Origin of the sequence: Pseudomonas sp. 58 R 3 (genome assembly GCF_900006605.1) — a bacterium.
GTDB lineage: Bacteria > Pseudomonadota > Gammaproteobacteria > Pseudomonadales > Pseudomonadaceae > Aquipseudomonas > Aquipseudomonas salomonii.
Map to the genome: position 1 here is coordinate 352,338 of NZ_CVTT01000038.1, position 22,071 is coordinate 374,408.

General features: G+C 59.5%; 19 protein-coding genes. 11 read left to right on the plus strand and 8 right to left on the minus strand.

Going from position 1 to position 22,071, the window contains the following annotated elements; all coding sequences use genetic code 11:
• The first annotated feature begins 26 nt into the window (after window positions 1–26).
• Entirely contained in the window at window positions 27–842 is an 816-nt protein-coding gene (tcdA, locus tag BFP92_RS07370) for a tRNA cyclic N6-threonylcarbamoyladenosine(37) synthase TcdA (protein WP_065928968.1), read from the plus strand.
• Window positions 843–958: 116 nt separating this feature from the next.
• Here the strand turns inward: tcdA and BFP92_RS07375 are convergent, their stop codons facing one another.
• The 4 genes from BFP92_RS07375 to BFP92_RS07390 form a co-directional block, all read right to left on the minus strand.
• Complete coding sequence (locus BFP92_RS07375; protein WP_065928969.1) at window positions 959–1,372, minus strand: SufE family protein; 414 nt, start codon at window positions 1,370–1,372, stop codon at window positions 959–961.
• Window positions 1,369–2,574 (minus strand): aminotransferase class V-fold PLP-dependent enzyme, encoded by a 1,206-nt coding sequence (locus BFP92_RS07380; RefSeq protein ID WP_065928970.1) that lies wholly within the window; start codon window positions 2,572–2,574, stop codon window positions 1,369–1,371. The genes BFP92_RS07375 and BFP92_RS07380 overlap by 4 nt, the downstream gene beginning before the upstream one ends.
• 63 nt (window positions 2,575–2,637) lie before the next feature.
• Window positions 2,638–3,672, minus strand: coding sequence for a 2,3,4,5-tetrahydropyridine-2,6-dicarboxylate N-succinyltransferase (gene dapD, locus BFP92_RS07385; RefSeq protein WP_017137134.1), 1,035 nt, complete (start codon window positions 3,670–3,672; stop codon window positions 2,638–2,640).
• A gap of 31 nt (window positions 3,673–3,703) precedes the next feature.
• Entirely contained in the window at window positions 3,704–4,012 is a 309-nt protein-coding gene (locus tag BFP92_RS07390) for an arsenate reductase (RefSeq protein WP_231982825.1), read from the minus strand.
• A 278-nt stretch (window positions 4,013–4,290) separates the two neighbouring features.
• Here BFP92_RS07390 and BFP92_RS07395 point away from each other — a divergent pair, with 278 nt between their 5' ends.
• A complete protein-coding gene (locus BFP92_RS07395) occupies window positions 4,291–5,934 on the plus strand; it encodes a Na+/H+ antiporter (RefSeq protein ID WP_065928971.1) in 1,644 nt (547 codons plus the stop codon).
• Window positions 5,935–5,953: 19 nt separating this feature from the next.
• On the opposite strand, the gene BFP92_RS07400 is transcribed toward BFP92_RS07395, so the two are convergent.
• From BFP92_RS07400 to map, 4 genes are all read right to left on the minus strand, one after another.
• Window positions 5,954–6,664 (minus strand): M12 family metallopeptidase, encoded by a 711-nt coding sequence (locus BFP92_RS07400; protein WP_065928972.1) that lies wholly within the window; start codon window positions 6,662–6,664, stop codon window positions 5,954–5,956.
• Between the two features lie 167 nt (window positions 6,665–6,831).
• A complete protein-coding gene (gene dapC / locus BFP92_RS07405) occupies window positions 6,832–8,028 on the minus strand; it encodes a succinyldiaminopimelate transaminase (RefSeq protein ID WP_065928973.1) in 1,197 nt (398 codons plus the stop codon).
• Between the two features lie 140 nt (window positions 8,029–8,168).
• Complete coding sequence (locus BFP92_RS07410) at window positions 8,169–10,871, minus strand: [protein-PII] uridylyltransferase (RefSeq protein ID WP_065928974.1); 2,703 nt, start codon at window positions 10,869–10,871, stop codon at window positions 8,169–8,171.
• A gap of 66 nt (window positions 10,872–10,937) precedes the next feature.
• Window positions 10,938–11,720 carry a type I methionyl aminopeptidase gene (gene map, locus BFP92_RS07415; RefSeq protein ID WP_032877377.1) on the minus strand — a complete coding sequence of 261 codons (783 nt, stop codon included), beginning with the start codon at window positions 11,718–11,720 and terminating at the stop codon, window positions 10,938–10,940.
• A gap of 387 nt (window positions 11,721–12,107) precedes the next feature.
• On the opposite strand from map, the gene rpsB reads away from it, so the two are divergent.
• The 9 genes from rpsB to bamA all read left to right on the plus strand — a co-directional run bounded on the left by rpsB (window position 12,108) and on the right by bamA (window position 22,049).
• The gene (gene rpsB, locus BFP92_RS07420) at window positions 12,108–12,845 is read left to right on the plus strand and encodes a 30S ribosomal protein S2 (RefSeq protein WP_003219330.1); all 738 of its coding nucleotides are present in this window, start codon (window positions 12,108–12,110) and stop codon (window positions 12,843–12,845) included.
• A 191-nt stretch (window positions 12,846–13,036) separates the two neighbouring features.
• A complete protein-coding gene (gene tsf / locus BFP92_RS07425; protein ID WP_053254736.1) occupies window positions 13,037–13,900 on the plus strand; it encodes a translation elongation factor Ts in 864 nt (287 codons plus the stop codon).
• Between the two features lie 210 nt (window positions 13,901–14,110).
• Window positions 14,111–14,854 (plus strand): UMP kinase, encoded by a 744-nt coding sequence (pyrH, locus tag BFP92_RS07430; RefSeq protein WP_003172271.1) that lies wholly within the window; start codon window positions 14,111–14,113, stop codon window positions 14,852–14,854.
• The gene (gene frr / locus BFP92_RS07435; RefSeq protein ID WP_065928975.1) at window positions 14,851–15,408 is read left to right on the plus strand and encodes a ribosome recycling factor; all 558 of its coding nucleotides are present in this window, start codon (window positions 14,851–14,853) and stop codon (window positions 15,406–15,408) included. Before pyrH ends, frr begins: the two co-directional genes overlap by 4 nt.
• Before the next feature lie 17 nt (window positions 15,409–15,425).
• Complete coding sequence (uppS, locus tag BFP92_RS07440; RefSeq protein ID WP_056857537.1) at window positions 15,426–16,181, plus strand: polyprenyl diphosphate synthase; 756 nt, start codon at window positions 15,426–15,428, stop codon at window positions 16,179–16,181.
• Entirely contained in the window at window positions 16,182–16,991 is an 810-nt protein-coding gene (locus BFP92_RS07445) for a phosphatidate cytidylyltransferase (protein WP_065928976.1), read from the plus strand. It begins immediately after the preceding gene.
• Entirely contained in the window at window positions 16,988–18,178 is a 1,191-nt protein-coding gene (ispC, locus tag BFP92_RS07450; RefSeq protein WP_065928977.1) for a 1-deoxy-D-xylulose-5-phosphate reductoisomerase, read from the plus strand. Before BFP92_RS07445 ends, ispC begins: the two co-directional genes overlap by 4 nt.
• A gap of 53 nt (window positions 18,179–18,231) precedes the next feature.
• Window positions 18,232–19,584, plus strand: a complete 1,353-nt coding sequence (gene rseP, locus BFP92_RS07455) for a sigma E protease regulator RseP (RefSeq protein ID WP_065928978.1) — start codon at window positions 18,232–18,234, stop codon at window positions 19,582–19,584.
• A 74-nt stretch (window positions 19,585–19,658) separates the two neighbouring features.
• On the plus strand, window positions 19,659–22,049 hold the full coding sequence (gene bamA / locus BFP92_RS07460) for an outer membrane protein assembly factor BamA (protein WP_065928979.1): 2,391 nt from the start codon (window positions 19,659–19,661) through the stop codon (window positions 22,047–22,049).
• The last annotated feature ends 22 nt before the right edge of the window (window positions 22,050–22,071 follow it).

Below are 22,071 nucleotides of genomic sequence, written 5' to 3' on the forward strand. Positions count from 1 at the left end.
CATAATGCGCGCCGGTTTTTGGGGTAATGGTCATGAGCACAGAAGATCCGCGGTTTGCAGGCGTCGCCCGCTTGTATGGCATTGAAGGCCTGGACCGCTTGAAAGCGGCCCATGTGGCGATCGTCGGCGTTGGCGGCGTGGGCTCCTGGGCGGCGGAAGCCATGGCCCGTTGCGGCGTGGGCGAGATTTCGCTGTTTGACCTGGACGATGTCTGCGTCAGCAACAGCAACCGCCAGTTGCACGCCCTGGACAGCACCGTGGGCAAGCCCAAGGTCGACGTGATGGCCGAACGCCTGCGCGGCATCAACCCGGACTGCACGGTGCACGCGGTGCCGGACTTCGTCACGCGCGACACCATGGCCGAGTACATCACGCCGAATATCGATTGCGTGATCGACTGCATCGACGCGGTCAATGCCAAGGCCGCACTGATCGCCTGGTGCAAGCGCCGCAAGATCCAGATCATTACCACCGGCGGCGCCGGCGGGCAGATCGACCCGACGCTGATCCAGGTCTGCGACTTGAACCGCACCTTCAACGACCCGCTGGCCTCGAAAGTGCGCTCCACGCTACGCCGCGACTACGGTTTTTCGCGCACCGTGACCCGCCATTACAGCGTGCCGTGTGTGTTTTCTACCGAACAACTGCGCTACCCCAAGCCGGACGGCAGCATTTGTTTGCAGAAGAGTTTCGTCGGTGACGGCGTGAAGCTGGACTGCGCCGGTGGGTTTGGCGCGGTGATGATGGTCACGGCCACGTTCGGCATGGTGGCGGCGACCAAGGCGGTGGACAAGATTGTGGCCGGGGTGCGCAGGCCGTCGGAGCGGGTAAAATCCGCCTGAATCTCACTGCCGAGCATAGATCCAAATGTGGGAGCGGGCTTGCTCGCGAAAGCGTAGTGTCAGTCGATACATCATTGACTGAACCACCGCATTCGCGAGCAAGCCCGCTCCCACATTTAGTGTTGTGTACGGCTTAATTCGCGCATGCGCTGCAGTACCGCATTCAAGCCGTTACTGCGCGACGGCGACAGTTGCCGGGAAAGCCCCAGTTGAGCGAACCAGTCCGGCAGGTCAACGGCCTGCAACTCACTTGCCGACAACCCATTGACCCGTGCCAGCAGCAACGCCACCAACCCACGAATCATGCGCGCGTCGCTGCTGGCGGCAAATTGCCAATGACCAGCCTGCAAACGGCCGACCAACCACACCAGGCTTTCACAGCCCTGCACGAGGTTGGCCTCGACCTTCTCGTCATCCGCCAGCGCCGGCAGCCGCTCGCCCCATTGCATCAGCATGCGGGCGCGCTGCTCCCAACTGGCTACTGCCTGAAACGACTCAAGCGCGCTGACGGCATCCACCGGCAAGCTCATCGCAACATATCCAGCGCCTGGTCCAGCGCTTCAAAAAAGCGCTCCAGGTCATCGGAGTCGTTGTACAGCGCCAGGGACACACGGATCGCCCCGGACAAGTGCATGGCCTTGAGCAACGGCATTGCGCAGTGGTGGCCGGCCCGCACGGCAATGCCTTGTTCGGTGAGCAAGTGCGCCAGGTCGGCGTTATGCACGCCCTCCACCACGAAACTGGCGAGTGCCACCTGGGGAGAGCCGAGTACGCGCACGCCATTGCGCGCTTTCAGCCCGCGCAGCAGGTAGTCATGCAGGGCCGCTTCATGGGCGACCACGGCCGGCGGGTCGAGTGAATTCAGGTAATCCAGCGTGGCGCCCAGGCCGATCACACTCGCAATCGGCGGCGTGCCCGCCTCGAAACCCAGCGGCGCAGGGCGAAAGCTCGCACTTTGATACTCGGCCTGCTGCACCATCTCGCCGCCGAACTGCCAGTGGCGCAGGTGATGCAGGGCTTCATTACGGCCATACAGCACGCCGACGCCGTCCGGGCCGTAGAGCTTATGGCTGGAGAATACATAGAAGTCGCAACCCAGCGCCTGTACGTCGTGGCGACCATGAACAATGCCTTGGGCACCATCGACCACGGTCAAGGCGCCGTGGGCCTTGGCCATAGGCAGCAAGGCCTGCAGGGGTTGCCAGGCGCCGAGCACGTTGGATAGCTGGCTCACTGCCAGCAAGCGCGTGCGCGGGCCGATTAATTCGGCGGCGGCTTGCAGGTCAATCACGCCATCATCGCCAAGGGGCAAGACCACCAGCGTGAGTGCGCGACGCTTGGCCAGTTGCTGCCAGGGCAGCAGGTTGGCGTGGTGTTCCAGGGCGCTGATGACAATTTCATCACCCGTATTGAATAAGTGCTCAAGGCCATAGGCCAAGAGGTTCAGCGCAGACGTCGCGCCGTGGGTAAACACGATCTGCCCGCTGTCACCTGCGTTCAACCACTGCGCGACCTTGCTGCGACTGTCTTCAAACGCCTGGGTCGCGTGAGCCCCCGGCAAATGCTGGGCGCGGTGCACATTGGCTGCGCCATTGGCGTAGTAATGGCTGATGGCGTCCAACAGGGCTTGGGGTTTTTGCGTGGTGGCGGCGTTGTCCAGGTAGGTCTGGTCTTGCCGTTGCAGGGTGGCGATGGCCGGGAAATCGGCGCGCCAGGGGGAGGGCACAAGCATGGTCTTAAGACTCGTATAAGCGAGCCCCAGGTGTGGGGCCCGCTAGTGGCATCGAGTGGCTGCTTAGTTGTGAGCGTGCAGCGCTTCGTTCAGTTCGATCGCCGATTTGTGGGTTTTGCACTCCACGGCACCGGTCTGGGAATTGCGACGGAACAGCAGGTCCGGCTGGCCGGCCAGTTCGCGCGCCTTGACCACTTTGACCAGTTGGTTGTGCTCGTCGAGCAGGGCAACCTTGGTGCCGGCAGTCACGTACAGGCCCGATTCCACGGTATTGCGGTCGCCCAACGGGATACCGATACCGGCGTTGGCGCCGATCAGGCAGCCTTCGCCCACCTTGATCACGATGTTGCCGCCGCCCGACAGGGTGCCCATGGTGGAGCAACCGCCGCCCAGGTCCGAACCCTTGCCGACGAACACGCCTGCCGATACACGGCCTTCGATCATGCCCGGGCCTTCGGTGCCGCCGTTGAAGTTGACGAAACCTTCGTGCATCACGGTGGTGCCTTCGCCCACGTAGGCGCCCAGGCGGATGCGCGCGGCATCAGCGATGCGCACACCGGCCGGCACTACGTAGTCAGTCATTTTCGGGAATTTGTCCACCGAGAACACTTCCAGCAGCTCGCCACGCAGGCGCGCTTCCAGTTGGCGTTCGGCCAGTTCGTTGATGTCGATTGCGCCCTGGCTGGTCCACGCCACGTTCGGCAACTGCGGGAACACACCGGCCAGGCTCAGGCCGTGGGGCTTGACCAGACGGTGGGACAGCAGGTGCAGCTTGAGGTAGGCCTCAGGCGTGGAGGTCAATGCGGCGTCTTCGGCCAACAGGGTCGCGACCAATGGGGTGTGGCTTTCGGCCAGACGGCTGAGCAGTGCGGCCTGGGCTGTGTCGACGCCTTTGAGCGCGTCAGCCAGTTGCAGCGCCTGGCTCACGGTGAAGGTAATAGCCTGGTTGCCTTCGGTGTAACCGAGGATCGGCGCAATGGCGGCCACGATCTCGGCCGACGGGTTGAGCAGCGGTTGTGCGTAAAACACTTCCAGCCAAGCACCTTGGCGGTTCTGAGTGCCGACGCCGAAGCCCAGGCTGAACAGGGAATTGGACATGCTGTTACCTCTACAAAAATGGAAGGCTGGCCTACTTGAGGGCCGCCGAATAACTATCTGGCTTGAAGCCAATCAGGGTTCTGTCACCGAGATCGAGCACCGGGCGCTTGATCATCGAGGGTTGTGCGAGCATCAATTCAATGGCTTTCGACTGATCGAGATCGGCTTTGCGTTCGTCTTCGAGTTTGCGAAAGGTGGTGCCCGCACGGTTCAAAACCACCTGCCAACCGTGCTCATTGCACCATTGGGTCAAGTGTTCGCGGTCGATACCGGCCGTTTTGTAGTCGTGGAACTCATAGCTCACAGCGTGCTCATCGAGCCAGGTGCGCGCCTTTTTCATGGTGTCGCAGGCTTTGATGCCGAAAAGGTGCAAGGTTTTGCTTGAAGCGGTCAAGGAATTGCCCCCCTTTGGACGTATGAAAGTTAAAGGTCACGGATTATGCCACGGCCAGCGGGTTTGGGTGCCGCTCGTCATACTCGCCGATGATTCAGTGCGACTTATGTGCAAAAGCCGTTGCGCAGCCATGGGGGTAACATAGCCGGTTAATATGGCACTTCAACGGCCTGTTGTTGCCTGATCGGTGTCATAGCAAGTCGATTGTCCGGGAACCCCGCGTTATGCAAACCGCCTACACTGTTCTTATCCTGCTGATGCTGGTCAGCGTTTCACGCCTTGTCGGGCGCATTATTCCCCTGCCGTTGCCTTTGGTGCAGATCGCCGCCGGGGCCTTGCTGGCCTGGCCGACGCTGGGGCTGCACGTAGCGCTGGACCCGGAGCTGTTCCTGTTTCTGTTCCTGCCGCCGTTGCTGTTCTCCGATGGCTGGCGCATGCCCAAGCGCGAATTGTGGCGGCTCAGAGGCCCGATCCTTACGCTGGCGGTGGGGCTGGTGCTCTTTACCGTGGTGGGCGCCGGTTACTTCATCCATTGGATATTGCCTACGATCCCGTTGCCGGTGGCCTTCGCCTTGGCGGCTGTATTGTCCCCGACTGACGCCGTGGCGGTGTCGGCCATTTCCCAAAATCGCCTGCCAAAACCTCTGATGCATATGCTGCAAGGCGAGGCATTGATGAATGATGCCTCCGGCCTGGTGACCTTCAAGTTCGCCCTGGCGGCTGCGTTGACCGGCGTGTTTTCCCTGGCGGATGCCAGCCTCACTTTTGTGCTGGTGGCGGTGGGCGGTCTGGCCGTTGGCGTGGCGCTGAGTTGGCTGGTCGGCCGTTTACGCGCCTGGATGATCGCGCGGGGCTGGGACGACCCGGCCACCCACGTGGTGTTTATGTTGTTGCTGCCGTTCGCAGCCTATGTGCTGGCCGAGCGCCTGGGCGCCTCGGGGATTCTCTCGGCGGTGGCGGCGGGCATGATGCAAAGCTGGCTCGACTTGCTGCCACGCCAGACCAGCACGCGTTTGCTCAACCGCAGTGTGTGGTCGCTGCTGGAGTTTGCGTTTAATGGCCTGATCTTCCTGCTGCTGGGCCTGCAACTGCCCGACATCATCAAGGCCGTGGTCAGCCATGAGCCGACACTGTGGCCAACCTTGCTGTACCGCTGCCTGGATGTGGTTGCGATTTTCCTGGTGCTGGTGGTGTTACGGTTTGTCTGGGTGCAAAGCATCTGGCGGCTGTCGGGGCTGTTGCGGCGGCTACGTGGGAAAAGCGAATTGACACTTGTGCCCACGGCCCGCTCCTGCTGGCTGTTGACCGTGGGTGGCGTGCGCGGTGCGGTCACGTTGGCGGGTGTGATGTCGGTGCCTTTGCTGCTGGCGCCCGGCCAGGATTTTCCTCAGCGTGACCTGCTGATCTTCATCGCCGCCGGGGTAATCCTGCTGTCGCTGGTGGCCGCCTGCATTGCATTGCCATTGCTGTTGCGCGGTATCGAGCAAAGCCCCGACGAAAAACGCCATAACGAAGTGCGTGAAGCGTGGAAAAAAACTGCCGTGGCGGCGATCCATGCCCTTGAAGCAGAAGAACCGGCAGAAAGCGAAACCCCTGACGCCGCCCAGGCGGCGTTGGCCGCTGAGCTTAAGGCACGGTTGATGTCCGAGTATCGTCACCAGTTGGACGTGTTCAACGATTCGGCCGAAGCCCAGGCGCTGGCGTTGCAGATGGACCAGCTTGAGCGCAAGTTGCGGCTCAAGGCCCTGCGCGCCCAGCGGTTGGAGTTGTACAGCCTGAGCCGTCATCACCAGATTGGTGATGACGTGTTGCGCGAAGTATTGGCGGATCTGGATATGAGTGAGGCGAATCTGGGGGTGATGAAGTAGTTGTGCGCACCGCGGTGCCTTAAGGTTTGGGGTATTGCGAGGCTATGAAAGACTTATCCAGTTCTGTCAATCGGGTGGGCCAGGGGATCGCCGGCTGCTTCCATAGCTCGTCGCGGCTGAAGCCGTAATGCATGATTGAGTTTTGATCGTATTCGGAGGCGGCGACGTTTTGTCCAGCAAGGCGCTGGAGAATGTCTTTATGGATGGCTTCATCCGACCCATGGCCTTTGAAATGTCTGTAGATGACCGGCGTATTAAAATCGATCGTTCTATCGGGGTGTTTATGTTCATGGTACAGCCCTAGGGCATGCCCGAATTCATGGGCTGCAATCGCTTCGAATCTTGGGTTGTCGTAAGGGTTTGGCAACACCATGGTCGGCATGTAGAAGGGCACCTTTTGCGCGTTGGTGCCCAGTGCAGAGCTGCCTGATTGAGTCTCCCCATAGTCCAGCGCGATGCGTATATCTCCCTCTTCCCCTGAAACAAATTCGAAGGTCAGATTGATATGCGGTAGCCAAAGATTCGCAGCTTTTTTTATCTGCTCCAGTGCTTCTTCGTCGGCATCATAGACAGCGATCTTCAGCGTGGAATTTTGCGGCCAGTATTTTTCGGGTGCTGAAACTGCGCGGGTTTTTCTTGAGTGGGATTTATCCGGGGACGTTTGATATCTATCACTGTCGTGAGTGCGTATGGAGGTGAAACCGAGAGTTGCTGTGCTCAGGTTCGTCATCGTGCCATGTCCACATTGTTCAAAACGTTAATGAACATTGAGTGGTACTTGTGGCTGATAAGGTTCCACCGATTATCATTTTTACGCAAACAGCTGCTTATGCAGCGCAGTGTCGATGATATGGCGCTGCCCGCACTTTATTCACAGTACGGGCAGCGCAGGGATGTTCAGCGACGACTTATGAAGTCGCGAATCCGTTCTGCCGCTTCCACACACTCCGCCAACGGCGCCACCAGCGCCAGGCGTACGCGCCCGGCACCCGGGTTGAAACCGTCCACTTCGCGTGACAGGTACGAACCCGGCACTACGGTCACGTGTTCTTCTACAAACAAGTCACGACAGAACGCGGCATCGTCGCCCTTCACGTTCGGCCACAGATAGAAGCCGCCGTCTGGGGCTTGTACATCCAGCACTGGCTTGAGAATGGCCAGCACGGCGTCGAATTTCTCCCGATACAAATCACGGTTGGCCAATACGTGAGCTTCATCCTGCCAGGCAGCAATGCTGGCCCGCTGGGTTTGCACCGGCATCGCGCAACCGTGATAGGTGCGGTACAGCAGGAAGGCCTTGAGGATATCGGCATCGCCAGCCACGAAACCCGAGCGCAGGCCCGGCAGGTTGGAGCGCTTGGACAGGCTGTGAAACACCACGCAACGCTTGAAATCCTGGCGGCCCAGTTCCACGCAGGCACTGAGCAGGCCTGGCGGCGGAGTTTGTTCGTCGAAGTACAGCTCGCTGTAGCACTCGTCGGCGGCGATCACGAAGTCATATTCGTCGGCCAGGGCGATGAGCTTTTTCAGGGTCTCGACCGGGATCAGCGCGCCGGTCGGGTTGCCGGGCGAGCACAGGAACAGGATCTGGCAGCGTTTCCAGATGTCTGGCGAGACGGCGTCGAAGTCCGGGTTGAAACCATTGCTGTCCAGGCACGCCAGGTAATGCGGCTTGGCCCCGGCCAGGAACGCAGCGCCTTCGTAGATCTGATAGAACGGGTTGGGGCTGACCACCAGTGCATCGTCAGCGCGGTTGACCACGGTTTGGGTGAAGGCAAACAGCGCCTCGCGGGTGCCGTTGACCGGCAGGATGTTGCGCGCCGGGTCGAGCCAACCTGTGGGCACGTCGAAGCGCCGCTCGCACCAGGCGCCGATGGCCTCGCGCAGGGCCGGGATGCCCAGAGTGGTCGGGTACACCGCCATCTGGTCAAGATTATCCGCCAGGGCCTTGGCTACGAAGGCTGGGGATTTGTGCTTCGGCTCGCCGATCGACAGCGCAATCGGGCGTTTGTCCGGGTTGGGCGTGACGCTGCCGAGCAGGGCGCGCAGTTTCTCGAACGGGTAGGGCTGGAGCTGGTTCAGGGCGTTGTTCATGTAAGCCTCTTACGGTCGGCACGCACTCTGTGGGAGCTGGCTTGCCTGCGATGGCATCACTGTGGTTTGCCTGATAGACCAAGGTGTCTGCATCGCAGGCAAGCCAGCTCCCACATGAATCGTGTCCACAATGTTAAAAATCAAATGGTCAGTCTGGTCAGCTCGACACCCGGTTCCTGGGTCACGCTCAACTGCTGCACGATGGCTTCCTGCAAACGCAGGCACAGCTGCGGGTCGGACAGCGGTTGGTTGTCGGCGTCGGTAATGAAAAACACGTCTTCCACGCGTTCCCCCAGGGTCGCAATCTTGGCGTTTTGCAACGACAGGTCGAACTCCAGGAAGATCCCGCCGATGCGCGCCAGCAAGCCTGGGCGGTCGGGTGCGCTGAGTTCCAGCACTGTGACCGGGCGCTGGGCGTCGTTGGAAATGGTCACCTGGGGCGCAAACGCAAAGTGCTTGAGCTGGCGCGGTACCCGACGCTGGATGATGGTCGGGTAGTCGTCCGGGTTGCGCAAAGCCTCGGTAAGGCCTTCACGGATCTTTTTCACGCGTGCGGGGTTGTCACCGATCGAGTCGCCGTCGGTGTCGAGCACGATATAGGTGTCGAGGGTGAACTGGCTGCTGGACGTGATAACCCGCGCGTCATGGATGTTCAGGTTGAGCTGGTCCATGGCGGCCACGGTCACAGCGAAGAAGTCGTGCTGGTCCGGCGCGTAGATGAAGATCTGCGTGCCGCCCTCGAATTCGCGCTGGGTGGTTTCCTTGATCAGCACCAGTGGCCCGCCGTCGGCCGGCTGCTGTAGGATCGCGTCACTGTGCCAGGCCACGTCGCCGGCAGTGTGGCGCAGGAAGTAATCATCGCCCAGTTGCGACCATAGCTGCTCGACGTCATCCGGGTCGTTACCGCCGCGCACCAGGATATCCAGGGCCGCGCTTTGGGTACGGCGGATCTGCTCCTCGCGGTCCACCGGGTTTTCCAGGCCACGGCGCAGCGCGCGCTTGGTCTCGGTGTAGAGCTGGCGCAACAGGCTGGCGCGCCAGGAGTTCCACAGTGTCGGGTTGGTGGCGTTGATGTCGGAGACGGTCAGCACGTAGAGGTAGTCGAGGCGGGTTTCATCGCCGACGATCCCGGCAAAATCATGAATCACCTGCGGGTCGGACAAGTCTTTGCGCTGTGCGGTGGTCGACATCACCAAGTGGTTCTGCACCAGCCAGACGATCAGGCGGCTGTCCCACAGCGGCAGTTGGTGGCGCTGGCAGAAGGCTTCGGCATCGACCGCGCCCACTTCGGAGTGGTCGCCATGCCGGCCTTTGCCGATGTCGTGGTACAGGCCGGCCAGGTAGATCAGTTCGGGTTTGGGCAACTTGGCCATGAGCTTGCTGGCCAGCGGGAATTTCTCCGACACCTGGGTGTACTGCAACTTGCGCAGGTGTTTGATCAAATTGAGCGTGTGGGCGTCCACGGTATAGATGTGGAACAGGTCGTGTTGCATCTGCCCGACGATAAAGCCGAACTCCGGCAGGTAGCGGCCGAGGATGCCGTAGCGGTTCATGCGCCGCAGGTTGCGGTGGATGCCGATCTTGCACTTGAACAGTTCGATAAACAGGCTGGTGTTGCGGATATCGTTGCGAAACTCATCGTCGATCAGGTGACGGTTTTCCCGCAGCAGGCGGATGGTATCGGCGCGCACGCCTTTGATTTCCGGCTGCTGGGCCATCAGCACGAAGATTTCCAGCATGGCGAACGGTGTGCGGCGGAACACATTGTCGTTGCGCGCCTCGATATAGCCGTCGTGCAGTTGAAAGCGCGAGTTGATCGGCAGCGGCGGGGCTTCGTCCTCCGGGGCCAGAATCACTTCTTCAAAGTGCTGGATGATCAGGTCGCTGAGCTGGGCAATGCTCATGACCACGCGGTAATACTGTTGCATGAAGCTTTCGATGCTGGTTTTGGCGTCTTCGCCTTCAAAGCCCAGCAGGGTGGCGATGGAGCGCTGGTGGTCGAACAGCAGGCGGTCTTCGGAGCGCCCGGCGAGCATGTGCAGGGCGTAACGCACCTTCCAAAGGAACTCCTGGGACGAGGCCAGCAGTGCATTTTCGCTCTCGACCAGAAAGCCTTCGCCAGCCAGGGCACGCAGGTTGAGGGTGCCATACTGGCGACGAGCCACCCACAGGATGGTCTGGATGTCGCGCAGCCCGCCCGGTGAGCCTTTGACGTTGGGCTCCAGGTTATATTCGGTGTCGTTGTACTTGTGGTGCCGGGCTTTTTGCTCGGCCCGCTTGGCCAGGAAGAACTCCTTGCTCGGCCACATATGTGCGGTGCTGGTGACCTCCAGCATGCGCTGACGCAGGCGTTCGGGGCCGGCGATGGTGCGGCTTTCCATCAGGTTGGTGATCACGGTGAGGTCGGCGCGCGCCTCTTCGGCGCATTCGTCCACCGAGCGCACGCTCTGGCCGACTTCCAGGCCGATATCCCACAGCAACGTCAGAAAACGCTCGATGGAATCGCGAAAGATCTCATGGTCGGCACTGTCCAGCAGGATCAGCAGGTCGATGTCGGAGTAGGGGTGCAACTCGCCGCGCCCGTAGCCGCCGACCGCCACCAGAGCGATGTCGGCGTCTTCACTCCAGCTGAACTGTTCCCAGGCCTTTTGCAGGATGTTATCGACGAACCAGGCGCGATCCTCGATCAGCCGACGGATGTCGCGGCCGCTGCGAAAGCGTGCATCGAGCACCTCGCGGGCCTGGCGGATAGCCTTCTTGAAGGCGGCGATGGGGCTTGCCTTCAGGGCCAGTTCGGCCTGGAACTGGCCACGGTCGAAGAGTTCGGGATCCACCTGGGGCATCGATCGGCTTTCCTATCTGTCTATGGAGTCAGTCACAACGGTGTCGCTGGAAAACCGCGGCAACCATTACGCCGAGACGCGCGGGATCGTGTCGTCTGCGCGCAGGGTGAAGATCTCGTAACCGGTTTCGGTGACGAGCAGGGTGTGTTCCCACTGGGCCGAGAGCTTGCGGTCCTTGGTGATGGCGGTCCAGCCGTCGCCCAGCACCTTGGTGTCGGCCTTGCCCTGGTTGATCATCGGCTCGATGGTGAAGGTCATGCCTGCCTTGAGTTCCATGCCGGTGCCGGCGCGGCCGTAGTGCAGAATCTGCGGTTCTTCGTGGAATACGGTGCCGATACCGTGGCCGCAGAATTCGCGCACCACCGAAAAGCCGTTCTTTTCTGCGTGCTTCTGGATCACTTCACCGATGTCGCCCAGGCGGCAGCCAGGTTTTACGATCTCGATCGCCTTGTACATGCATTCCTGGGTGACCTGGGACAGGCGCTCAGCCCAGACCGGCACATTGCCGACGTGGAACATGCGGCTGGTATCGCCGAAATAGCGGTCCTTGATCACGGTAACGTCGATGTTCAGGGTGTCGCCGTCCTTCAACGGCTTGTCGCCTGGAATCCCGTGGCAGACCACGTGGTTGACCGAGGTGCAGATCGACTTGGGGAAGCCCTTGTAGTTCAGGGGGGCAGGGATGGCCTTCTGCACGTTGACTATATAGTCGTGGCAGATCTGGTTCAGGGTTTCGGTGGTGACGCCTGGCTTGACATGCTCGGCAATCATTTCCAGCACGTCGGCAGCCAGTTTGCCGGCAATGCGCATGCCGGCGATGTCTTCGGCGGTTTTCAAACTAACGGTCATACAGGCTCTCTCTAGCGCGACGCGCTGAAATCAATACGGTTTACGGGCGTGCGACAAATGGTTACGGAATTCGCACAAGCCTCAAAAAACGCGATTCTAACAGACGCTGGCGTCAAATCATGAGCCTCTGATGATCGCTTCTCTCTATAGAGTAGGGGGATGTTGGCTCTATTCAAGGGGTTACGCGAACGCGGTGGCCGGCAAATGTGATTGCGGGTTTCGTTTTCGTCCTTCGTGTGGTATAAAATGCGCCGCTTTCCGGGGATACCCCGCAAAGCTTAAATCCACACACGTGTCGACACGATGACCTGGGTGCCGGAGGCCTTGATGCCGCTGGTTGGTCATTGGGATACGTGGAGGCCAAACCCGACTTATTAAGGAACTATCATGTCCCAAGTCAACATGCGCGATATGCTGAAGGCCGGTGTGCACTTCGGTCACCAGACCCGTTACTGGAACCCGAAAATGGGTAAATACATTTTCGGCGCGCGTAACAAGATCCACATTATCAACCTTGAAAAAACCCTGCCAATGTTCAACGAAGCTCTGACTTTCGTAGAGCGTCTGGCCCAGGGCAAAAACAAGATCCTGTTCGTCGGCACCAAGCGTTCCGCTGGCAAGATCGTTGCTGAAGAAGCAGCACGTTGCGGTTCGCCGTACGTCGATCACCGCTGGTTGGGCGGCATGCTGACCAACTTCAAAACCATCCGTGCTTCCATCAAGCGTCTGCGTGACCTTGAAGTGCAAGCCGAAGACGGTACTTTCGCCAAGCTGACCAAGAAAGAAGCGCTGATGCGCACTCGCGATCTTGAGAAGCTCGATCGTTCCCTGGGTGGTATCAAGGACATGGGCGGTCTGCCTGACGCACTGTTCGTTATCGACGTTGATCACGAGCGCATCGCGATCACCGAAGCCAACAAGCTGGGCATCCCGGTTATCGGCGTAGTCGATACCAACAGCAGCCCGGAAGGCGTTGACTACATCATCCCAGGCAACGATGACGCAATCCGCGCTATCCAGCTGTACATGGGTTCGATGGCTGACGCTGTAATCCGTGGTCGCAACCACGTTGCTGGTGGTACCGAGCAGTTCGTTGAAGAAGCTCCGGTAGCTGCCGCTGAGTAATTAGCGCCCTGGCGTTGACTCAGTAAGCAAAAAGGGGGCTTGGCCCCCTTTTTGCCACCTCGAAAACCATTTGTCGGCAGCGCAGCTACAACTTCTGTAACGTGCAGCGGCCTACAAGGGTGATTCGGGAAGAATTGATCGCCCGTTTGATCGGGTGGAATGGTTGAAAACCTATCCAAGAGGATTTTGAAATGGCAGAGATTACTGCAGCGTTGGTTAAAGAACTGCGTGAGCGTACCGGCGAAGGCATGATGGATTGCAAAAAGGCCTTGACCAAGGCTGGCGGCGACATCGAAAAAGCCATCGACGACATGCGTGCTTCCGGCGCCATCAAGGCTGCCAAGAAAGCAGGCAACGTTGCTGCTGAAGGCGCTATCGCTCTGGTTGAAGACGGCAAGGCTGCCGTTCTGCTGGAAGTGAACTCCCAGACCGACTTCCTGGCTCTGCAGGACGACTTCAAAGCATTCGTTGCTGCCAGCGTCAAGAAAGCATTCGACGACAAGCTCACTACCGTTGAGCCGTTGATCGAAGCTCAAGAAGCTGATCGCCTGGTACTGGTCGGCAAGGTTGGCGAAAACGTCAACATCCGTCGCCTGGCTCGCATCGAAGGTGATGTGGTTGGTGGTTACCTGCACGGCAACAAAATCGGCGTTGTGGTTGCCCTTAAAGGCGGCGACGTTGAGCTGGCCAAAGACATCGCTATGCACGTAGCGGCCAGCAACCCTGAATTCCTGCTGCCATCGGAAGTCTCCGCTGACGCAATCGAACGCGAAAAAGCCGTGTTCCTGAGCCTCAACGCCGACAAGATCGCCGGCAAGCCGGAAAACATCGTTGAAAACATGATCAAAGGCCGTATCAGCAAGTTCCTGGCTGAAGCGAGCCTGGTTGAGCAGGCGTTCGTCAAGAACCCTGAAATCAAGGTTGGCGAACTGGCCAAGAAAGCCGGTGCTGAAATCGTTTCCTTCACCTACTACAAAGTAGGCGAGGGCATCGAGAAGCCGGTCGACAACTTCGCTGAAGAAGTTGCTGCCCAGCTGGCTGCCGCCAAGCAATAAGACAGTTTTCAACTGTCGCCGAAAGAGGCTGCCCGCTCACGCGCGCAGCCTCTTTTCAAATGGGAAGGCCAATTTTATTTGGTTTCCTGTCGGAACTGGCTTACAAAGCCGTGTTCCGATGGCGCTGTGATAGCGTCCAGCTAGAGTGAACGCAAGCCGTAAACGGCTCGCCAAGAATTTTTAAAAAATACGCCGCAGGAGAGATTCGCAATGGCTCAGCAGGGCAGTGGTTATCAGGCTCGCTATAAACGCATTCTACTCAAGCTCAGCGGCGAGGCCCTGATGGGCTCGGAAGAGTTCGGGATCGATCCCAAGGTGCTCGACCGCATGGCACTCGAAGTCGGCCAGCTGGTCGGCATCGGCGTACAAGTCGGCCTGGTGATTGGCGGCGGTAACCTGTTCCGTGGCGCGGCACTGAGCGCTGCCGGTATGGACCGTGTCACTGGCGACCACATGGGCATGCTGGCCACTGTGATGAACGCCCTGGCCATGCGCGACGCCCTGGAGCGCGCCAATATCTCGGCCATCGTGATGTCGGCTATTTCCATGGTTGGCGTGACCGATCACTATGATCGTCGCAAAGCCATGCGCCACCTGAACGCCAAGGAAGTGGTGATCTTTGCTGCCGGTACCGGCAACCCGTTCTTCACCACGGACTCGGCTGCTTGCCTGCGCGCCATCGAAATCGATGCCGACGTGGTGCTCAAGGCCACCAAGGTGGATGGCGTCTACACTGCCGACCCATTCAAAGACCCGCATGCCGAGAAGTTCGATCATCTGACCTACGATGAAGTGCTGGATCGCAAGCTGGGTGTGATGGACCTGACGGCTATTTGCCTGTGCCGCGACCACAAGATGCCGCTGCGCGTATTTAACATGAACAAGCCCGGTGCCCTGCTGAATATCGTACACGGCGGCGCGGAAGGGACTCTGATCGAGGAAGGCCAACAATGATCAACGAAATCAAGAAAGACGCTCAAGAGCGTATGCACAAATCCCTGGAGTCTCTGAACCACGCGTTTGGTCAGATTCGTACCGGCAAGGCGCACCCAAGTATCCTGGGTAGCGTGATGGTGCCGTACTACGGCACAGATACCTCCATCACCCAGGTAGCCAACATCACCGTAAAAGACTCGCGCACCCTGCAAGTCGTGGCTTTTGAGCGCAACATGCTCGGCGCTGTCGACAAAGCCATCCAGAGCGCCGGCTTGAACCTCAACCCGACCAACCTGGGCGAGTTGCTGCTGATCTCCATGCCGGCCTTGACCGAGGAAACCCGTAAGGGCTTCACCAAGCAGGCGCGCAGCGCGGCTGAAGACGCGCGGGTTGCGGTGCGTAATATCCGCCGTGATGCACTGGGTGACCTGAAGAAGCTGGTCAAGGACAAGGAAATCAGCGAAGACGAAGAGCGTCGCGCCGTCGCCGACATCGACAAGCTGACCAAAGATTCCGAGGCCCAGATCACCAAGGCCACGGAAGAGAAAGAAAAGGACCTGATGGCCGTATAAGGGGTCAGGACGCCTTCATGGAAAAGACCAAGCAGACTGTGCCCTCTGTGGTGCCGCGCCATGTCGCGATCATCATGGATGGGAATAATCGCTGGGCGAAGAAACGCTTTATGCCGGGTGTCGCCGGGCATAAAGCGGGTGTCGATGCAGTGCGCGCCGTGATTGAGGTGTGTGCCGAGGCCAAGGTCGAAGTGTTGACCTTGTTTGCCTTCTCCAGTGAGAACTGGCAACGGCCGGCCGAAGAAGTCAGTGCCTTGATGGACCTGTTCTTCAAGGCTCTGCGTCGTGAGGCCAAGCGCCTCAACGACAACAACATCAGCCTGCGTATCATCGGTGACCGCTCGCGGTTTCATCCGGAGTTGCAGGCGGCCATGCGCGAAGCTGAAGCCATCACCGCCGGCAGCGACCGCTTTGTACTGCAGATCGCGGCCAACTATGGCGGCCAGTGGGATATCGCCCAGGCCGCGCAGCGCCTGGCCCGCGAAGTACAGGCCGGGCACCTGCGGCCCGACGACATCACGCCCGAACTGCTGCAAACCTGCCTGGTGACCGGCGACCTGCCGTTGCCGGACCTGTGCATCCGCACCGGTGGCGAGCACCGCATCAGCAATTTCCTGTTGTGGCAGCTAGCCTATACCGAGCTGTACTTCTCCGACCTGTTCTGGCCGGACTTCAAACACGATGCCATGCGTAATGCGCTGGCCGATTTCGCTTCCCGTCAGCGCCGCTTCGGTAAAACGAGCGAGCAGATCGAAGCTGGAGCCCGGGTTTAAATGCTTAAACAACGAATCATCACCGCACTGATCCTGCTGCCGATTGCCTTGTGTGGGTTTTTCCTGCTCGACGGTTCCGGCTTTGCGCTGTTTATCGGCGTGGTCGTGACCCTGGGTGCCTGGGAATGGGCGCGTCTGGCGGGCTTCAACGCGCAATTGCCGCGCGTGGTCTACGCCGCTGTCGTGGCGCTGTTGCTGTTTCTGATGCATACCCTGTCGAGTATCGTGGTGCCTTGGGTATTGGGCGCTGCGGTACTGTGGTGGGCGCTCGCGACCTTCCTGGTGCTGACCTTTCCGCGCACCAGCGGCCATTGGTCCAGTGTCGCCAGTAAATTGGTGATCGGCTTGCTGATTTTGCTGCCGGCCTGGCAAGGCCTGGTGGAAATCAAGAATGCGCCCATGGGCAACTGGTTGATCATGGCGGTGATGGTGCTGGTGTGGGGCGCGGATATCGGCGCCTACTTCTCCGGCCGCGCCTTCGGCAAGCGCAAGCTGGCCCCGGCTGTCAGCCCCGGCAAAAGCTGGGAAGGCGTCTACGGCGGCTTGGCGTTGACCTTGCTGATCACGCTGGTGGTGGGTGTTGTGCGCGACTGGTCGGTAAAGGAAATACTCCTGGCCCTGCTGGGTACGGCCGTCGTGGTGTTCATCTCGGTGGTGGGCGACCTGACTGAAAGCATGTTCAAGCGCCAGGCCGGAATCAAGGACAGCAGCAACCTGCTGCCGGGTCATGGCGGCGTGCTGGATCGTATCGACAGCCTTACCGCTGCGATTCCAATCTTTGCCGTACTGCTGTGGATGACGGCTTCGTGAGCCGCTTGCAACAGGTGACCGTGCTGGGTGCAACCGGCTCGGTCGGGTTGAGCACCCTGGATGTGATCGCTCGCCATCCTGATCGTTATCAGGTGTTTGCCTTGACCGGCTTCAGCCGTTTGAGCGAGCTGCTGGCCCTGTGCGTGCGCCATACGCCGCGCTTTGCCGTGGTGCCTGAAGTGGCAGCAGCGCGTGGCTTGCAGCAACAACTGCAGGCTGCCGGGCTGGCTACGCAGGTGCTGGTGGGTGAAGAAGGACTGTGCCAGGTGTCGGCCGATGCCGAGGTAGACACCGTGGTGGCGGCCATTGTCGGCGCGGCGGGTTTGCGCCCGACCCTGGCGGCGGTGGATGCCGGCAAGAAGATCCTGTTGGCCAATAAAGAAGCGCTGGTGATGTCCGGCACGCTCTTTATGCAGGCGGTACGCAAGAGCGGCGCGGTGTTGCTGCCCCTCGACAGTGAGCACAACGCAATCTTTCAGTGCATGCCCGGCGATTTTGCCCGCGGCTTGAGCCAAGTGGGTGTACGGCGGATTCTTCTTACGGCATCCGGTGGCCCGTTCCGGCAAACTCCACTGGCTGATCTGGAGCACGTGTCGCCTGATCAGGCCTGTGCACACCCGAATTGGTCCATGGGGCGCAAGATTTCCGTGGACTCGGCGAGCATGATGAACAAAGGCCTGGAGTTGATCGAGGCGTGCTGGTTGTTCGACGCTCGGCCCGATCAGGTTGAAGTGGTGATCCACCCGCAAAGTGTGATTCATTCCCTGGTCGACTACGTGGATGGCTCGGTGTTGGCGCAGTTGGGTAACCCGGACATGCGCACGCCGATCGCCAATGCCCTGGCCTGGCCGGAACGGATTGACTCGGGTGTCGCGCCGTTGGACCTGTTCGCGGTTGCGCGCCTGGACTTCGAGGCGCCGGACGAGCAACGCTTCCCATGCCTGCGTTTGGCGCGGCAAGCGGCAGAGGCGGGCAACAGCGCGCCGGCGATGCTCAATGCGGCAAACGAGGTGGCTGTGGCGGCGTTTCTGGACGGGCGTATTCGTTTCCCGCAGATCCCGAGTATCATCGAGGAAGTTTTGAGCCTTGAGCCCGTTGTGGCAGTGGATGATTTAGGCGCAGTGTTCGAGGCCGATGCAAAGGCCCGTACCCTCGCCGGGCAATGGTTGAACCGCAACGCGCGTTAGTCTGTGGGCGGGTTTGAGCCTTCAGGCACTGGATTGGAATGCGGAGAAATTAGATGAGTGCGCTCTACATGATTGTCGGCACCCTGGTTGCTCTGGGTGTGCTGGTTACCTTCCACGAATTCGGCCACTTTTGGGTGGCGCGTCGTTGCGGCGTCAAGGTACTGCGCTTTTCCGTCGGTTTCGGCATGCCGTTGCTGCGTTGGCATGATCGGCGTGGCACCGAATTCGTGATTGCGGCCATTCCGCTGGGTGGCTACGTCAAGATGCTCGACGAGCGTGAAGGCGAAGTGCCCGCCGACCAGGTGGACCAGTCCTTCAATCGCAAGACCGTTCGTCAGCGTATCGCGATTGTGGCTGCCGGTCCGATCGCTAACTTCCTGTTGGCGATGGTGTTCTTCTGGGTCCTGGCCATGATGGGCAGCCAACAGGTGCGCCCGGTCATCGGCGCGGTCGAAGCGGATAGCATGGCGGCCAGGGCCGGCCTGGTCGCAGGGCAAGAAATTGTTTCCATTGATGGCGAGCCGACCACGGGTTGGGGCGCAGTCAATTTGCAGTTGGTACGCCGCATGGGTGAAAGCGGCACCATTAATGTGCTGGTGCGCGAACCGGATTCCACTGCCGAGACGCCTCGCGCTCTAACCCTGGACCATTGGCTCAAGGGGGCGGATGAGCCTGATCCGATCAAATCGTTGGGGATTCGGCCTTGGCGCCCGGCCTTGCCGCCGGTGCTGGCCGAGCTGGACCCGAAAGGCCCGGCGCAAGCCGCAGGTCTGAAAACCGGCGATCGCTTGCTGGCACTCGATGGCCAGGCGCTGGGCGACTGGCAGCAAGTGGTCGACCTGGTGCGTGTACGTCCTGATACCAAAATTGTGCTGAAAGTTGAGCGCGATGGTGCTCAAATCGACGTCCCTGTGACCCTGGCGGTACGTGGGGAAGCCAAGGCAGCCGGGGGTTATCTGGGTGCCGGGGTAAAAGGTGTCGACTGGCCGCCATCGATGGTACGGGAGGTCAGCTTCGGGCCGTTGGCCGCAATTGGCGAGGGTGCAAAACGCACTTGGACCATGAGTGTGCTGACCCTCGAATCGCTCAAGAAAATGTTGTTCGGCGAGCTCTCGGTAAAAAACTTGAGTGGACCGATAACCATTGCTAAAGTGGCGGGCGCTTCTGCCCAGTCGGGTGTCGCGGATTTCCTGAATTTCCTGGCTTATCTGAGTATTAGCCTTGGAGTTCTGAATTTGTTGCCCATCCCAGTATTGGATGGGGGGCATCTGTTGTTTTATCTGGTCGAGTGGGTGCGTGGTCGCCCCTTGTCGGATCGGGTGCAGGGTTGGGGGATACAGATCGGTATCAGTTTGGTGGTCGGAGTGATGTTGTTAGCTCTGGTCAACGATCTGGGACGACTGTAACGCTTCGCTGAATTGCGAATCTGCCGCATTTTGCGGCAGTTTGTTTATTGCCAGTTGGAATAAGAAAGGACTTCATGAAACGTCTGCTGCTAACTGCGGTTCTCACCGTATTGATGATCGCCGAAGTTCACGCCGAGTCCTTCACTATCTCCGATATTCGCGTCAACGGCCTCCAGCGGGTTTCCGCCGGTAGCGTCTTTGGTGCCTTGCCGTTGAACGTCGGGGAACAGGCGGATGATCGTCGCCTGGTGGAATCCACTCGTGCGCTGTTCAAAACCGGGTTCTTTCAAGATATCCAACTGGGTCGCGAAGGTAACGTCCTGGTCATCACCGTCGTTGAGCGACCTTCCGTCGCCAGTATCGAGATCGAGGGTAACAAGGCGATCTCCACTGAAGACTTGATGAAGGGTCTCAAGCAATCCGGCCTGGCCGAAGGCGAGATCTTCCAGCGCGCCACCCTCGAGGGTGTGCGTAACGAACTGCAACGTCAGTACGTCGCCCAGGGTCGCTACTCCGCGTCCGTGGAAACCGAAGTGATCCCGCAGCCTCGTAACCGTGTTGGCCTCAAGGTCAAGATCAACGAAGGCACCGTGGCGGCCATCCAGCACATCAACGTGGTGGGTAACACCAAGTTTGCTGATGACGACCTGATCGACCTGTTCGAACTCAAGACCACCAACTGGCTGTCGTTCTTCAAGAACGATGACAAGTACGCCCGTGAAAAACTCTCCGGTGACCTGGAACGTCTGCGTTCCTACTACCTGGACCGTGGCTATATCAACATGGATATCGCTTCGACCCAGGTGTCCATCACCCCGGACAAAAAACACGTCTACATCACCGTCAACGTCAACGAGGGTGAGAAATACACCGTGCGTGACGTCAAGCTCAGCGGCGACCTGAAAGTCCCTGAAGACCAGGTGAAGTCGCTGTTGCTGGTGCAGAAAGACCAGGTGTTCTCGCGCAAGCTGATGACCACCACGTCCGAACTGATCACCCGTCGCCTGGGTAACGAAGGCTATACCTTTGCCAACGTCAACGGCGTGCCGACCCCGCACGACGAAGACCACACCGTGGACATCACCTTCGTTGTCGACCCTGGCAAGCGTGCCTACGTGAACCGCATCAACTTCCGTGGCAACACCAAGTCTGCGGACGAAGTGCTGCGTCGTGAGATGCGTCAGATGGAAGGTGGCTGGGCGTCGACTTACCTGATCGACCAGTCCAAGACCCGTCTTGAGCGCCTGGGCTTCTTTAAGGAAGTCAACGTCGAAACCCCGGCCGTACCGGGTGTGGATGACCAGGTTGACGTGAACTACGCCGTTGAAGAACAAGCCTCGGGCTCGATCACCGCCAGCGTCGGTTTCGCACAGAGCGCCGGCCTGATCCTTGGTGGTTCGATTACCCAGAACAACTTCCTCGGTACCGGTAACAAGGTCTCCATCGGCCTGACCCGAAGCGAATACCAGAGCCGCTATAACTTCGGTTATGTCGACCCCTACTGGACAGCTGACGGTGTGAGCCTGGGCTACAACGCCTTCTATCGCACCACCGACTACAAAGACCTTAACGTTGACGTTGCCAGCTACGCGATCGACAGCCTCGGCGCCGGTGTCAACATCGGTTACCCGATCAGCGAGACTTCGCGTCTGACCTTCGGTTTTACTGCGCAACAGGACAAAATCAAGACCGGTGTGTACACCACGGACGAGATTTTCGACTTCGTGCGTCGTGAAGGTGATCAGTTCCTGAACTTCAAGGCGTCGGTTGGCTGGTCGGAATCGACCCTGAACAAAGGTGTATTGGCGACCCGTGGCCATTCCCAAAGCCTGACTGCTGAAGCCACTACGCCGGGCAGCGACCTGTCGTTCTTCAAACTCGACTACCGTGGCCAGTTGTTCCAGCCCCTGAGCGACAACTACACCGTGCGCCTGCACACCGAACTGGGTTATGGCGACGGTTATGGTTCGACCAGTGGTCTGCCGTTCTATGAGAACTACTATGCAGGTGGTTTCAACTCGGTTCGTGGCTTCAAGGACAGCACCTTGGGCCCGCGCGGTACGCCGAGTCGTGGTCAAGCGGTAACCGGTAACCAAGGCACGCTCCCTGATTCCAACAATGACGCTCTGGCATTCGGTGGTAACGTACTGATCCAGGGTGGTGCTGAACTTCTGTTCCCACTGCCATTCGTCAAAGATCAGCGTTCGCTGCGTACTTCGGTTTTCTGGGACGTGGGTAACGTGTTCGACTCCAAGTGCCAGCAGGTCAACAACCCGGCTCCTGGTTCTGTGTCCCAGACCCAGTGCAACGACGTCAGCCTGAGCAACCTCGCCAGCTCCGTTGGTGTGGGTGTGACGTGGGTGACCGCACTTGGCCCATTGAGCTTTGCTTTGGCCATGCCGATCAAGAAACCGGATAACGCTGAAACCCAGATTTTCCAATTCTCCCTCGGCCAGACGTTCTAAGCGTCTGACCCAAGATAACGAC

Excerpts from the sequence above, each read along its gene's own strand:
- BFP92_RS07395 (WP_065928971.1), top strand. The coding sequence starts at position 4,291 with ATGCAAACCGCCTACACTGTTCTTATCCTGCTGATGCTGGTCAGCGTT.
- BFP92_RS07445 (WP_065928976.1), top strand. The coding sequence starts at position 16,182 with ATGCTTAAACAACGAATCATCACCGCACTGATCCTGCTGCCGATTGCC.
- bamA (WP_065928979.1), top strand. The coding sequence starts at position 19,659 with ATGAAACGTCTGCTGCTAACTGCGGTTCTCACCGTATTGATGATCGCC.
- BFP92_RS07400 (WP_065928972.1), bottom strand. The coding sequence starts at position 6,664 with ATGACGAACCTGAGCACAGCAACTCTCGGTTTCACCTCCATACGCACT.
- dapC (WP_065928973.1), bottom strand. The coding sequence starts at position 8,028 with ATGAACAACGCCCTGAACCAGCTCCAGCCCTACCCGTTCGAGAAACTG.
- map (WP_032877377.1), bottom strand. The coding sequence starts at position 11,720 with ATGACCGTTAGTTTGAAAACCGCCGAAGACATCGCCGGCATGCGCATT.
- tcdA (WP_065928968.1), top strand. The coding sequence starts at position 27 with ATGGTCATGAGCACAGAAGATCCGCGGTTTGCAGGCGTCGCCCGCTTG.
- dapD (WP_017137134.1), bottom strand. The coding sequence starts at position 3,672 with ATGTCCAATTCCCTGTTCAGCCTGGGCTTCGGCGTCGGCACTCAGAAC.
- BFP92_RS07380 (WP_065928970.1), bottom strand. The coding sequence starts at position 2,574 with ATGCTTGTGCCCTCCCCCTGGCGCGCCGATTTCCCGGCCATCGCCACC.
- uppS (WP_056857537.1), top strand. The coding sequence starts at position 15,426 with ATGGAAAAGACCAAGCAGACTGTGCCCTCTGTGGTGCCGCGCCATGTC.
- rpsB (WP_003219330.1), top strand. The coding sequence starts at position 12,108 with ATGTCCCAAGTCAACATGCGCGATATGCTGAAGGCCGGTGTGCACTTC.
- frr (WP_065928975.1), top strand. The coding sequence starts at position 14,851 with ATGATCAACGAAATCAAGAAAGACGCTCAAGAGCGTATGCACAAATCC.
- pyrH (WP_003172271.1), top strand. The coding sequence starts at position 14,111 with ATGGCTCAGCAGGGCAGTGGTTATCAGGCTCGCTATAAACGCATTCTA.
- tsf (WP_053254736.1), top strand. The coding sequence starts at position 13,037 with ATGGCAGAGATTACTGCAGCGTTGGTTAAAGAACTGCGTGAGCGTACC.
- BFP92_RS07375 (WP_065928969.1), bottom strand. The coding sequence starts at position 1,372 with ATGAGCTTGCCGGTGGATGCCGTCAGCGCGCTTGAGTCGTTTCAGGCA.
- BFP92_RS07390 (WP_231982825.1), bottom strand. The coding sequence starts at position 4,012 with ATGAAAAAGGCGCGCACCTGGCTCGATGAGCACGCTGTGAGCTATGAG.
- rseP (WP_065928978.1), top strand. The coding sequence starts at position 18,232 with ATGAGTGCGCTCTACATGATTGTCGGCACCCTGGTTGCTCTGGGTGTG.
- BFP92_RS07410 (WP_065928974.1), bottom strand. The coding sequence starts at position 10,871 with ATGCCCCAGGTGGATCCCGAACTCTTCGACCGTGGCCAGTTCCAGGCC.